The organism is Phocaeicola plebeius DSM 17135 (assembly GCF_000187895.1).
In the GTDB taxonomy this organism is placed as follows: domain Bacteria; phylum Bacteroidota; class Bacteroidia; order Bacteroidales; family Bacteroidaceae; genus Phocaeicola; species Phocaeicola plebeius.
Map to the genome: position 1 here is coordinate 61653 of NZ_DS990118.1, position 14175 is coordinate 75827.

Consider the following 14175-nt stretch of genomic DNA (forward strand, 5'->3'; position numbering starts at 1 on the left):
ATCACACAAAAGTCACAGGAGCATCTATGCCTACCTGTGACTTTTTAATTTTACCTATTTCCACATTATGCATACAATTAAAAAAGTTTTTTTTATAACATCCTTATTTTTTATAGCAGGTTGTAGCACTCCCCCACAAACCTATTATCTGGATGCAACCAATGGAAATGATACTAACTCCGGTCTTTCTGCCGATAATGCATGGAAAACATTGGAGCGAGTAAAAAAAACATCTCTTCAAAAAGGGGATAAAATACTATTGAAACGAGGAGAAGTCTTTAATGGAATTTTAGATATTACAGGCAAAGGTACCTACACTCACCCCATCATCATCGATGCATACGGCGAGGGTAATCAAAAACCCTGTATTGCAGGGAATGATACATCCATGTATGCCGTACGTATTTTCAATTCCGATTACTTCACAATTCAAAACCTTGAAATCAGTAATACAGGTAAAGAACGAAAAGCCGGACGTACTGGATTAAAAGTAGAATGCACGAATTATGGTATTTCTCATAATATCAGAATAAACAACCTTACCATACGTGATGTCAATGGTTCTCTTGTCAAAGAAGAGGGAGGAGGAAGTGGTATTCTGATTGTAAACGGAGGAGACAGTATTCGCTCACGCTTTGATAGTCTGACCATAGAAAATTGTCACATTTTAAGATGTGAACGCAATGCCATGATTTGGAGCGGTTATTACGACCGTAAAAACTGGTATCCGAATAAACATACCATCGTAAGAAACAATGTGATTGAAAAAGTACCTGGTGACGGCATTGTCCCCATAGGTTGTGACAGTACACTGATTGAGTATAATCTCATGTGCGATTCACCCGACATTCTTCCTATGACAGAGGCAGCAGCAGGTATCTGGCCTTGGAGTTGTGACAATACCATCATACAATATAATGAAGTATGGGGACATAAAGCACCATGGGATGCACAAGGATTCGATTCCGACTACAATTGCCAGAATACCCTTATACAATACAATTACAGTCACGACAATTACGGAGGAATGGTACTTATATGCAACAGTGGAAATGCAGGAGATTATAGCTGCGGAAACATCGGAAGTATTGTTCGATATAATATCAGTATAGGAGACGGTATACGCCCGAAAGAAACACGTCAAGGTATGTTTTCTCCCAGTATCCACATTGCTGGTCCCGTAAAGCAAACATTAGTCGAACGTAATATCATCCACGCTAACCTTAAACCTTCTGATATAGTAGACCGTACGATGATCACCTCTGACTCTTGGGATGGATATGCAGACAGTACTTGCTTCCGTCAAAATATCTATTATGCAGCAGAACCCAGCCGTTTTGATTTTACATCTTCTACCCGAAATGCTTTCGAAGAAAACATCTACATCGGGCAGTTTAAAAATCTACCGGAAAGCCCGAAAAACAAGAAAGCCGAAAACTTCTATACAGAAAAAGTGCTGAAAGAATCTGCTGACGGCTATAAAGGGCTACATTGCCTGATGGATTCTATAAAAGTAAAAGAGCATACACTTCATTACATAAAGCCAGAAGCCATCAAGGCATTTTTCCAAAGTATATTCTAACAAAAGAAATTCTTATACAAAAAATCCCCTCACTCTTTTTTCTATAATCAGGGAGAGTGAGGGGATTTCAATTATATAGCATCAAATCTGTTAACAATTAACGCCCAAAACGTTCTTTCAGTTTCGCAAGCATGTCTTGAGTCATGGCATCCAAATCATATTCCGGTTTCCAACCCCATTCTTCACGGGCACATGTATCATCCAATGAATTTGGCCAAGACTCTGCAATAGCCTGACGCAATGGATCTACCTGATACTGCATTTCAAATTCCGGAAGATATTTACGGATATTCTGATAGATTGTATTTGGTTCAAAACTCATAGAAGCGATGTTGAATGAATTACGATGAACCAACTTAGACGGATCTGCTTCCATAATTTCTACCGCTGCACGCAAGGCATCCGGCATATACATCATATCCATATAAGTACCCTCAGCAATCGGGCAGACAAATTTTTCACCTTTAGCTGCAGAATAATAAATATCAACAGCATAGTCTGTAGTACCACCACCCGGAGGAGTCACATACGAAATCAATCCCGGGAAACGAACAGAACGGGTATCCACACCAAAACGAGTGAAATAATAGTCACTCAACAATTCTCCAGAAACCTTAGTGACACCATACATTGTTTTAGGACGCTGTACTGTATCCTGAGGAGTTTTGTCTTTAGGAGTACCAGGTCCAAACGAACCGATAGAACTCGGAGTAAATACTGCACACTGCTTTTCACGAGCGACTTCAAGCGTATTGAACAATCCCCCAAGCCCAATTTTCCAAGCTAACTGAGGCTTGTTTTCTGCTACAGCTGAAAGCAATGCAGCCAAATTATAAATTGTATCTACTTGATATTGACTTACCGCATCAGCAATTTGTTGCGGATTCGTAATATCAACAATAGCTGAAGGACCAGATTCTTTCAATTCTCCTTTAGGCTCAGCACCAGGAATATAACCAGCCACTACATTACCTGAATAATTTCTTCTCAAAAGCATCGTGAGCTCCGAACCAATCTGTCCAGTAGCTCCAATTATTAAAATGTTTTTCATTAACGAGCTAGATTTTTAAATTCGGAGCAAATATACAAAAGTTCTTATAAATGAAATAAAAATATGCGAGCTCTTTTTTTCTAAATAAAAAAATTGCATCTTTGCATAAGCAAAACCTTAATATCAATATATGTATACAAACTTTAGAGATTTCCTTAAAAAGGAACTTGCCGACATAGAAGCAGCCGGCTTATATAAGAAAGAACGTGTAATAACCACTCCACAGCGTGCAGACATCAAAGTCAACGCAGGAGAGGAAGTGCTTAATTTCTGTGCCAACAACTATTTAGGTTTGTCGGACAACACACGCCTGATTGAGGCAGCCAAAAAAGCCATGGACACTCATGGTTATGGTATGTCGTCCGTACGCTTCATTTGTGGAACACAAGACCTTCACAAACAACTGGAAGCTGCCATTTCTGATTATTTCCATACAGAAGACACTATCTTGTATGCTGCATGCTTTGATGCAAATGGTGGTTTGTTTGAACCTCTCTTCACAGAAGAAGATGCCATTATTTCAGATGCCTTGAACCATGCATCCATTATTGATGGTGTACGTTTGTGTAAAGCTAAACGTTATCGCTACGCCAATGCTGATATGGCAGATTTGGAACGTTGTCTTCAGGAAGCACAAGCACAGCGTCATCGTATCATTGCCACTGACGGCGTATTCTCTATGGATGGAAATGTGGCTCCAATGGACAAAATCTGCGAACTGGCAGAAAAATACAATGCACTCGTAATGGTAGACGAATCACACTCTGCTGGAGTGGTAGGTCCTACAGGACACGGAGTAGCTGAACAATTTGGTGTATACGATAAGATTGACATCTTTACAGGTACATTAGGAAAAGCTTTTGGTGGAGCCATGGGTGGATTTACCACTGGCAAGAAAGAAATTATCGATATGCTGCGCCAGCGCTCTCGTCCTTACTTGTTCTCTAACTCCGTAGCACCAGCTATCGTAGGAGCAAGTTTGGAAATGTTCCGCATGCTCAAAGAAAGCAATGCCTTGCATGACAAACTGATGAGCAATGTCAACTATTTCCGCGACAAGATGATTGCTGCCGGATTCGATATCAAACCTACACAGAGTGCTATCTGCGCTGTCATGTTGTATGATGCCAAACTGTCACAGGATTTTGCTGCCCGCATGCAAGAGGAAGGTATTTATGTAACCGGATTCTACTATCCAGTAGTGCCGAAAGGCCAGGCGCGTATTCGCGTACAGCTTTCTGCCGGTCATGAACAATGTCATCTGGACAAGGCAATTCAGGCTTTCATCAAGGTAGGAAAAGAACTAAATGTCATTAAATAAACTACTATTATAAAAATCACACAACGAAAGGCTGTCCTTCCACATCCATTAAGAGGGACAGCCTTTCCTTTATATATGCCCATTAAAATATCATCATCCTGTATATCCAACCCTATAATTATTTTTCTGTCTGCTCTTCCGGCCAGTTCACCAGATACAATAACTCCGTTGCACGGGTAAATGCGGTATACAGCCAGCGGAAATAATCGGGTGAAAGCATTTCTTCCGCCATATAGCCTTGATCAAGAAAAACTCTTTTCCATTGTCCACCTTGCGCCTTATGACATGTAACAGCATACGCATATTTTACCTGCAACGCATTGTAATAAGGGTCCTCCTTCATTTTTTTCATACGTTCCCGCTTGGTCGGTAAGTCGGCATAATCTTCTAATACAGCATAGAACAGACGGTCATTTTCTTCTTTCGACAATGAAGGCTGGTCCGAATGAAGGGTATCCAATAAAATCTTTACTTCCAGTTCAATCCCGTCATAATCAGGAAAAGCAAGTACAACATCTGCAAAGCGAAAACCATACATTTCCCGTACACGGCGTACACGACGTACCACTGCCACATCACCATTCGCAATAAAATCAAGTTCCTTGCAGTCTGTCCCCCAGAAATAATTATTTTTGGCAACCATCAGCATATCTCCCGTATTCAGTTCATCTTCCCTATACAATACCGTATTTCTTATACCTTTATTATATAGAGAAGCACGTTTGTTGGAACGACAGATAACAATAGTTTCATCCAACCCCACATGACCATAACATTCATCAATGGCTTCAATCAGTTCACTTCCAGGAAGGATACGTACATCAGAATAGTTCTTACAACTGATTTTAGGATATTCAAAGAAATCCTCATTTACTATCCTTTCACGCAAAGCCGTCGCATTTGACAAGATACCGGAACCTTCGGTTTGTCGTACCACTTTTGTAAGCACACACTCTGTTACCTCCAGTCCATAGCCCTGCAATGCCGATACAGACAGCGCCGGACTCTCTTCCTCCCCTATCGGCGGAAGCTGTGCTGTATCTCCAATCAACATCAACCGACACCCCAATCCATTGTATACATATTGCACGAGATCATCCAATAAACGTCCGCTCCCAAAATGCCCCCCTGAAAGTCCTTCATTCGCAATCATAGAAGCCTCATCTACAATGAACAATGTATTTCGATGTAGATTCTGATTAGCCACAAAATTATCTGTCTCATTCGAAAAGACTTTCTGGCGATATATTTTCTTGTGAATCGTATAAGCCGGATGTCCCGCATACCCGGAAAAAACTTTGGCTGCCCTTCCTGTAGGAGCCAACAAAATCACTTTTCGTTGCAATGAATCAAGCGTACGAACCAATGCAGATATCAATGTAGTCTTACCCGTGCCGGCATAACCTTTCATCAGAAATACACTGTCAGCAGAAGGCGAAAACAGGAATTCAGCAAAACTTTTCACCGCATTTTCCTGCTCTTCTGTTGGTTTATAAGGAAAATTTCGCTTAATTTGTTGCGATAAATCATTATTTAACATAATGCCAGTATAAAAAGTTTACGTAAGATTGACGTGGTTCAACTAATTTACTTATTTTTGCGCTACGAATATAAACTAAAAAAACAATATTATCATGAAAACAGTTCTTAATCTTGTGTTAGCCGCCTGCGTTATCTGCTTGGTATATATATGCTATGGCAGTATTATGGGCCCTATCAACTTTGACAATGCGAAAAAAACCAGAGAAAAAGCAATTATTGCCCGCCTGATTGACATCCGTAAGGCTCAGCAGGAATATCGTACCGTTCATAACGGTGCTTATACAGCAAACTTCGACAGTCTGATTACTTTCGTAAAGACTGCTAAACTTCCTTTCATCATGAAAGTAGGTTCATTGACAGATGATCAGTTGAACAACGGTATGACTGAAAAGAAGGCTATGGACTTGATTAACAAGGCTAAGAAAACTGGAAACTGGAGCGAAGTTGAAAAAGAAGGCTTACAGAACTTCCGTCGTGATACAATGTGGGTAGCTGTAATGGATACTATCTTTGCTAAAGGATTTAATCCGGACTCTTTGGCATACGTTCCTTACGGCAACGGAGCTAAATTTGAAATGGCTATCCGTCAGGATACTACAAAATCTGGTGCTCCTCTGAACTTGTTCCAGGCACAGGTTGCATACGATGTATATTTGGGTGACTTGAACAGCCAGGAATTGATCAACTTGAAAGACATGCAGTCAAAATTGGGTAAATATTGCGGTTTGAGAGTTGGTGACATCGAACAGCCGAACAACAATGCAGGAAACTGGGAATAATCCTATGGCCCAACCTATTGATTTTAATAAATCAGAACAGTATATATTATCCATCCGTCTGAGTACGGATGGATTTTCTTTTTCTATCTATCACCCTCAGCAATCAGAGGAAGTCTACTTCAGTTCCTCACCAGTCAATACGCAGCGCTCAATGGCTGCCAATGTAAAAGCCTATTTGACAGAGACAGAAGAACTGAAGCATCGTTTCAAGCAGGTTAATATTCTTATTCATACTTCACGTTATACCACACTTCCGCTGGAATTGTATGAGGACGAACAGACTGACCTTCTGTTCTATCAGAACCTGCCCCCACAAAATAACGAAGTCGTACTTTGTAATATTTTAGGAAAGAGCAACCTTGTTATTCTTTTTGGACTGGACAAGCTCACCCATCTGTTCCTGACAGAGCATTTTCCCAATGCTCGTTTGTTTGCATCCGTCAGTCCAATTACCGAATACCTCGCACATAAGGTAAAACCGAGTGAATGCCGTAAATTATTTGCCATCTTCCATCCCGAAAGTGTAGAAGTGATAGCCTTCGAAAAAGAAAAACTACTGCTACTGAACACTTACCCCATTTCCGGTCTGAATGATTCATGCTATTATCTGTTGAACATCTGGCAGCAGGCTGGCTACAATCAAGAAGATGACCAGTTATACATTTGCGGGAGCAATCGAGTTCCACAATGGGAAGAATTACCATTGCGACTAAAAAAATACATACGAAAACTATTCATCATTAATCCTCAGATGGAATTCAACGACTCAGCAATGAGCCGTATCAAGGATATTCCATTTGATATGCTATCTTTAATCTCATGCGAGTAATAAGCGGAATATACAAACGGAGACGTTTTGACGTCCCCCATACATTTAAGGCACGTCCTACAACAGACTTTGCCAAAGAAAACTTGTTCAATGTGCTCAACAACTATATTGACTTTGAAGATGGAATAACAGCACTTGATTTGTTTGCCGGAACAGGCAGTATCAGTATAGAACTCGTGTCAAGAGGGTGTGATCAGGTCATTTCAGTAGAAAAAGACCCACAGCACCATGCATTCATCAGCAAAGTCATGCGTGAAGTCAAAACAGACAAGTGCATCCCTTTAAGAGCCGATGTTTTTAAATACATCGAAAAATGCGGACTACAATTCGATTTTATCTTTGCTGACCCTCCGTATGCCCTAAAAGAGTTGGCAAGTATACCCGACCTGATATTTCAGTACAACCTGCTCAAGCCGGAAGGTATTTTCGTTCTGGAGCATGGAAAAGACCTCAACTTTGAGAATCATCCCTGCTTCTTCGAACACCGTCACTACGGAAGCGTCAATTTTTCCTTCTTCAGAGTAAAGGAGCAAGAAGACGCACAACCGATTCAGTAATCTTATTTTTCCAAGAACGTTTTTCCCAAATCCTGGCTGACAACAGAAAACAATCCTTCTGATCGGCCAGGAATATTTCTTTTAAAGTCATGGCCGTTTCCTTGTCATAAAAAAAGGCATTGGCCTCGAAGTTATGCTCAAAACTTCGAAAATCCATATTCGTAGAGCCCACCGTAGACAATTCGTCATCACACACCATCAACTTAGAATGCAGGAATCCTTTTTTGTAGAGGTAAATTTTCACCCCTGCCTTCATCATCTCCGAAAGATAAGATAGCGAACCTTTATGAATAAGCCAGGTATCCCCTCTTTTAGGAAGCATAAGTCGCACATCAACCCCTGCCAATGCAGCTGTCTGCAAAGCGGTCATCACTTCCTCGTTCGGCAAAAAATAAGGAGTCTGCACATAAAAATATCTCCGGGCAGAACAGATAGCCATCATCAGTCCTTGCATAATATCCCTCCACTCACCTACCGGATCGGAAGTCACAATTTGTCCCAGCACACCTCCCTTCACCGAAATCGGAGGAAAATATTCTGCTGAAGTGAGCAAAGTACGGTCAATAGCATACCAGTCAGTAAGGAATGCAGTCTGCAATCCATATACGACCTTACCTTCCAGCCTGACATGCGTATCTCTCCAATTCCCTTTTCCTAGTCCTTTCACATAGCGTTCAGCTAAATTCATTCCACCAATAAAACCCACACAACCATCTATGACCACAATCTTCCGATGATTGCGATAATTCACTTTACTGGTAAATCTTGGGAAACGGACTTTCAGGAACGAAAGAACTTCTATGCCTTCACAAAGCATTTGTTCATAAAAATCAAGAGGCACTTTCCAGCATCCCACATCGTCATACAGTACCCGTATCTTCACCCCGTCACGAGCCCGGTCAATCAAGGCGTCCCTAACCAACCGACCTACTGCATCATCCTCAAAAATATAAAACTCCAGATGGATGTGATGACGAGCCCTGTAAATATCTTTCAACAATTCCGACAACATGGAAACAGCATCCGTATAAACTGTAACTTTATTTCCGGAGAAAGGCAGCGCATTATTTACGCGTGAAAAAAAATCCATCAAACGCTGTTTGCCATGTTCTGCCATTACGGACGGTTGTTCCTGATAAGCCGCCATAGGGCGCTTGCTCAAGCGAGCATAGCCTTTCCGGCTGATAAGGCGTTCCTTACGTGTACTACGCCCAAAAAACAAGTACAGAATCCATCCGGCTACAGGAAGAAAAAAGAGAACCAGAATCCAGGCCATAGTCTTTACCGGACTACGATTGTCAAGAATCACGACAAAGATAGTTGTCAGTATCACCGCAAAATAAAGAAAGTAGATTACGGCTACAAAGATGCTATTCCAAACTGCTACGTCCATCTTACGACTTCGTTTTCAACAAAATTACGAGTAATCTGGAAAAAGGCAAAAAAAATACCGCAAAAGTGGAATTGACTTTTGCGGTATATGCGTTCAACCTTAAAATCTGCGAGGTCCATGTCCCGATCCAGGACCAAACCCAGGACCTCTACCCGGTCCGCCCATTCTCGGGCCGGCCCCTTTTCCACCAAACAGATTCAGACGGTAAATAAAGTGTACCATGCAATAGCTGTAAATCGCGTTGTATTCCGTATCACTTCGCATAGCGGCACTGATTACACGACTGATATTGCTCTGATTACGCAAAATATCATAGAACTGAATGCTGACTGTAGCTGCATTTCCTTTCAGAAAGTCTTGCGAGAGCTGTGCATTCCAGATTAACTCATCACGGTTCATGCTTGCATCCGCATATCCACGACGTGAGTTCTGAGAGATGTCTGTAGCAATCGACATGTTCCAGGGCAAACGGACATTGGTACTTGCTCCGTACGAGAACTGATAGGTATCCATATTGTTCTCTTCCTTGAAACTATTGCGCGAATGCGTATAAGCCAATGAACCGTTCAAAGAGAATTCCCACCAGTCATTACGATACGTACCTCTCAAGCGTTCGCTCAAAGACAACTGACGTGTTTTATTCTTATCCGATGCGCTCTCAGCCTGTGCATCGCTCATATAACTTACAATGTTATTATAACGAGCCATCGTAAAGGTATTGATGGTATACTTCTTATTACGCAAAGCCGTATTAGATCCCAAGATACCAAACAAGTTCCAGTTACCATTGATATTCTCCGGCATAGTTACAGTTCCACCGGTTTGCGGATCGTATGTACTACGATTACTAATGCTGTTCAATACATTTTCAAAACGGAAGTGCGTCATGATACCCCGCTGTTTCTCAGTATCAAATGTATTATAAAAAGCCATGAACGAGTTGGTAAATGCCGGCTTCAATCCCGGATTTCCCCGACGAATGTTCAACGGGTCGGTCGTATCCTCAATAGGTAGCAAATCCGTCATACTCGGCTGAGAGCTTCTTCCGCGATAATTAATTCTCAACTGGCTCGTTTTCGAGAACTTATAACGGAAATCAAATGTCGGAGTAAAGTTGAATACATTTCGTATGGCCACCGTATCCAATTGATCTTTCTTATAAGACAACTTCGATTTCTGCGGTTGGAAAGAAAGCCCTGCATTCAGACTCATCTTTTCACGAATCCAGCGGAAAGAAACATCGGCCTGATGGTTATAATATGTATATTGTGCACTCTTACTGTTTTTTTCATCCAGTACACCCACATTATCTCCTCCATAACCTTGTGCTATCTCCCAGTCATCCGGCATTGTATAAGTAGAATTATCACTCTTTGAACGCTTATACTGGAAATAGTAACTGAACTGCAAGAAGCCACCTTTAAATATCGGTTCGCTATAAGTAAAGCGCGCACCATAATTATAGTTCAAAGTAGGCGTAGAGATATAACGATTCAAAATTTCCAGCCGTTCCTCCTCTGTTTTCTGGTAATAGTCAGTTTCAGACACCGAGAACTGTTCACTCGAACTGTTCGTATAATTATAGGAGCCACGGAAAGTAATATTACGTCCAGGCTTTCCCAAACGACGGTTAATCATTGCCGAACCTCCTACATTAAAATTATCACCTTTCTGCAGACTGTTACGAGCAATTGTATTAACAATATTTTCTTCCGGAATCAATGACGAAAGATTGTCAGCTGCATTCAAAATCTCATCGGTCGTATACCCCGGATCCTGACTGAAAGTAAAAGAATTTGTTGCACTCCAATTATCATTCTTTCCGTATGTCAGACGCGGACGGAAAATCACCGTTGTCATAGTATCCGGCTTCCATTCTATACGAAAATCGGCCGTAAGCGAGGTAGTCTTATTACGGTTGGCATTCCAAGCATTCTTGAAAGAACTGGTTTCCGAAGAAACAAATGTTTCTGAAGCCTGTTTGCTGATAATATCTGCATCCTTGTAGTTATAATTCACACTACCACCTGTTTCCAGTTTTTCACTCTGTGTGCTAAAATTGAAACCACCCATTTTGATGCTGGTCAGACCATTCTGGCCTCCTCCACGGAAGCCGCCACCTCCTCCCGGATAGCCATTATCATTCACATTGTTCATTGACCCAATCACCGTAAACTGATTTTCTCCGACAAAACGGTTCAGCATTAATTTGCCACTGTAACGATCTTCCGTACCAGCTGCTACGTCCGCATTACCAAACCATCCCTTATTCATCCCCGGCTTCACACTCAGGTCGAGCACAGTTTCTTCTTCACCGTCATCAATACCTGTCACACGAGCCAAGTCCGATTGTTTATCATACGCACGCACCTTATCAATAATATTTACCGGAAGATTTTTCATGGCAATATTCGGATCATCGGCAAAGAACTCCTTTCCATCAATCATGATTTTCTTGATTTCTTTTCCGTTAATCGTGATTTTCCCATCTTCATCCACTTCTGCTCCCGGAAGCTTCTTTACCAGTTCTTCCAAAGCCGAACCTTCAGGCACACGATAGGCAGAACTGTTGTACACCAGCGTATCGGCCACCGCCGTCACCTCCGGAGCCTCAGCTACCACTACAGCTTCTGCCAGCATAATGGCATCCGAAGCCAATTCAACTTTACCTACATTCAAACGTGGATTGTTACGAGTCAATGCAACTTGCTTGAAAAATGGAGTATATCCAATATACGAAACTTTCAGCAGATACTTTCCCGGACGCACTGATAAAGAGAAATGTCCGTCCAAATTAGTCACATTTCCCACTACCATTGAACTATCCTTCACAGAAAGGAGCTGTACTGTAGCCTGAATGACAGGCGATTTATCCCCCTCATCAAGAACCGTTCCTGTTACGGTTCCACGGCTGCCGCTGCTTTGTGCAAAAGCAGAAATGGTTACCCCCACCATCAGCAGCAATCCCAATAAAACTTTTTTCATTGCCTTTATCTCTTCCTTGTTGATTAATTGTACCTTTGACAATTATCGACAAAAAAGGTTTACCCCTACTCTTTATTTTTTAACTTATTTTTGTCTAAAGTTCTTTTCAATCTTTGCTTTCTGCATCAAAAACTCTTTACAGAACACATTAATAACCATATATACGATACCTACTGAATTGTCTGCTTCCTGCAGATTTCCTCCATAAGCTGCATTCAGCAACATACCCACATAATAAATTCCCCACAAATAAAGTGAAATCACCATTGCTTTCCGCCGAATAGAAAAAGCTTCCTCATTTTCGTCTTTCATTCTGGCCAGAAAAACCATAAACAATGAAATCCAGATGACTAACTTCATACCCAGTTTCACATACAATAAGTTAGCGTCATCCACCTGTCCGAACATATACATCAGCAACGGAACAAACACAGACAATAACAGCAACACATACCCCAACAAACGGCACGAAGCCGGTAAAATTCCTTTCATAACTTGATTATTTTTTGTTCGCACAAAAATACTTAATTGTAAGTCAACATCCGACTTCTTCTAACTTTTTTTCTAAATTTGTGCCCAAAACAAATACACTTATGAGTAAACAAGAAGTCATTATTTGCCAAAATTTCAATACAGAACTCTGTCAGAAGTTGTCTGCACATTCATACGACAAGATTTTTATCCTGACCGACGAACATACTTTTCGTCTTTGCCTCCCCCTGCTTCAAGACATCGCCTTGCTGAAGGATGCAGAACAAATTGTCATTGGTCCGGAAGATGTGCATAAAAACTTAGAGACACTGGCCTATGTCTGGAACCAGCTTAGCAGCCGAGGGGCTACTCGCCACTCACTGCTCATCAACCTGGGAGGAGGTATGGTGACCGACCTAGGAGGATTTGCTGCAGCTACCTTCAAACGAGGTATTGCTTGCATCAACATCCCCACCACCCTGCTTTCCATGATTGATGCCGCCGTGGGTGGAAAAACCGGAATCAACTTCAACGGACTCAAGAATGAAATCGGTTCCTTCTATCCTGCGGACCAAGTGATGATTGACAGCCAGTTTCTGAAAACCCTCGATATGCCTAACCTGCTGTCCGGTTACGGCGAAATGCTGAAGCATGGTCTAATCAGCCAACCGTCACACTGGAGCGAACTGTTGACATTTGACTTTGACCACATAGACTACGCATTGCTGCAGAAACTTATCGGCCAGTCCGTGCAAGTCAAGGAAGACATCGTAGAAAAAGACCCCTATGAGCAAAACATCCGGAAAGCGTTGAATTTCGGACATACCATCGGACATGCTTTTGAAAGTTTTGCCCTGAAGACTAACCATCCGGTACTTCATGGATATGCTGTAGCCTGGGGGATGGTCTGTGAACTTTATCTGTCACACATTCGTTGTGGTTTCCCTAAAGAAGCCCTGCGTACCACTATCCAGTTCATTAAGGAAAACTATGGCAGCCTTTATTTCACCTGCGATGACTACGAATGCCTGTACAACTTTATGAAGCATGACAAAAAGAATGCCTCATGTGGTGTCATCAATTTCACTCTTCTAGGAGGAATCGGTGACATTCGTATCAACCAGACCGCTTCCCAAGAGGAAATCTACGAACTGCTTGATTTCTACCGCGAAACCATGGGATAAGTTTTGTCGTGTTCAAACAGCGTTTAAATGTAATCTAAAAATACTAAGAAATTATTGCGGAAAATATTTGGTTATTCCGAATAAAGCAGTACCTTTGCATCCGCAATTCGGGGTGTAGCTCAGCCCGGTTAGAGTACGCGTCTGGGGGGCGTGTGGTCGCTGGTTCGAATCCAGTCACCCCGACTGGTAAAAAGCATTGATAATCTGATGATTGTCGATGCTTTTTTGTTTTTATACACTCTGAATTTTCCCTCCAAATTCCTTATTACAAGGCCCATCAAGTAAACCATGACGTAAACCATTAGCCTTCATATATTAAAATCCTACCGCATAAACTCATAAACCGACTACCACATTCTACGTTTTCCGAAGCGGAGCCATACGTTTTCTACACAGAAAACATACAGTTCCGCCTTGAGAAACGTATGTTTCATTCTAGAGAAACATAGAAATCGCTTTTACATCTTTCCATTTACACTTC

General features: G+C 41.6%; 11 protein-coding genes and 1 tRNA gene. 7 read left to right on the forward strand and 5 right to left on the reverse strand.

What is annotated here, in order from left to right; all coding sequences use genetic code 11:
- Positions 1–67: 67 nt before the first annotated feature.
- Positions 68–1582 carry a right-handed parallel beta-helix repeat-containing protein gene (locus BACPLE_RS00260; RefSeq protein ID WP_007557771.1) on the forward strand — a complete coding sequence of 505 codons (1515 nt, stop codon included), beginning with the start codon at positions 68–70 and terminating at the stop codon, positions 1580–1582.
- A 97-nt stretch (positions 1583–1679) separates the two neighbouring features.
- Here the strand turns inward: BACPLE_RS00260 and BACPLE_RS00265 are convergent, their stop codons facing one another.
- Positions 1680–2633 carry an NAD-dependent epimerase/dehydratase family protein gene (locus BACPLE_RS00265; protein ID WP_007557773.1) on the reverse strand — a complete coding sequence of 318 codons (954 nt, stop codon included), beginning with the start codon at positions 2631–2633 and terminating at the stop codon, positions 1680–1682.
- 130 nt (positions 2634–2763) lie between these two features.
- On the opposite strand from BACPLE_RS00265, the gene kbl reads away from it, so the two are divergent.
- Positions 2764–3954 carry a glycine C-acetyltransferase gene (gene kbl, locus BACPLE_RS00270; RefSeq protein ID WP_007557776.1) on the forward strand — a complete coding sequence of 397 codons (1191 nt, stop codon included), beginning with the start codon at positions 2764–2766 and terminating at the stop codon, positions 3952–3954.
- Between the two features lie 118 nt (positions 3955–4072).
- Here the strand turns inward: kbl and BACPLE_RS00275 are convergent, their stop codons facing one another.
- Positions 4073–5494, reverse strand: coding sequence for an ATP-dependent DNA helicase (locus BACPLE_RS00275; protein WP_007557778.1), 1422 nt, complete (start codon positions 5492–5494; stop codon positions 4073–4075).
- 94 nt (positions 5495–5588) lie between these two features.
- Here BACPLE_RS00275 and BACPLE_RS00280 point away from each other — a divergent pair, with 94 nt between their 5' ends.
- The 3 genes from BACPLE_RS00280 to BACPLE_RS00290 are packed head-to-tail and all read left to right on the forward strand — an operon-like array spanning position 5589 to position 7661.
- Positions 5589–6275, forward strand: coding sequence for a hypothetical protein (locus tag BACPLE_RS00280; RefSeq protein ID WP_007557780.1), 687 nt, complete (start codon positions 5589–5591; stop codon positions 6273–6275).
- Positions 6276–6279: 4 nt separating this feature from the next.
- A complete protein-coding gene (locus tag BACPLE_RS00285) occupies positions 6280–7104 on the forward strand; it encodes a DUF3822 family protein (protein WP_040312303.1) in 825 nt (274 codons plus the stop codon).
- The gene (locus BACPLE_RS00290; protein ID WP_007557784.1) at positions 7095–7661 is read left to right on the forward strand and encodes an RsmD family RNA methyltransferase; all 567 of its coding nucleotides are present in this window, start codon (positions 7095–7097) and stop codon (positions 7659–7661) included. The genes BACPLE_RS00285 and BACPLE_RS00290 overlap by 10 nt, the downstream gene beginning before the upstream one ends.
- Here BACPLE_RS00290 and cls read toward each other — a convergent pair.
- The 3 genes from cls to BACPLE_RS00305 all read right to left on the reverse strand — a co-directional run bounded on the left by cls (position 7621) and on the right by BACPLE_RS00305 (position 12531).
- Positions 7621–9054 carry a cardiolipin synthase gene (gene cls, locus BACPLE_RS00295; protein WP_007557786.1) on the reverse strand — a complete coding sequence of 478 codons (1434 nt, stop codon included), beginning with the start codon at positions 9052–9054 and terminating at the stop codon, positions 7621–7623. The two genes, BACPLE_RS00290 and cls, sit on opposite strands and share 41 nt — an antisense overlap.
- 99 nt (positions 9055–9153) lie before the next feature.
- The gene (locus BACPLE_RS00300; RefSeq protein WP_040312304.1) at positions 9154–12039 is read right to left on the reverse strand and encodes a TonB-dependent receptor; all 2886 of its coding nucleotides are present in this window, start codon (positions 12037–12039) and stop codon (positions 9154–9156) included.
- An 84-nt stretch (positions 12040–12123) separates the two neighbouring features.
- On the reverse strand, positions 12124–12531 hold the full coding sequence (locus BACPLE_RS00305) for a hypothetical protein (RefSeq protein ID WP_007557790.1): 408 nt from the start codon (positions 12529–12531) through the stop codon (positions 12124–12126).
- Between the two features lie 101 nt (positions 12532–12632).
- Here BACPLE_RS00305 and aroB point away from each other — a divergent pair, with 101 nt between their 5' ends.
- Both aroB and BACPLE_RS00315 read left to right on the forward strand, forming a co-directional pair.
- On the forward strand, positions 12633–13694 hold the full coding sequence (gene aroB / locus BACPLE_RS00310) for a 3-dehydroquinate synthase (protein ID WP_007557792.1): 1062 nt from the start codon (positions 12633–12635) through the stop codon (positions 13692–13694).
- Positions 13695–13802: 108 nt separating this feature from the next.
- A tRNA-Pro gene (locus BACPLE_RS00315) sits at positions 13803–13877 on the forward strand.
- Positions 13878–14175 lie beyond the last annotated feature (298 nt).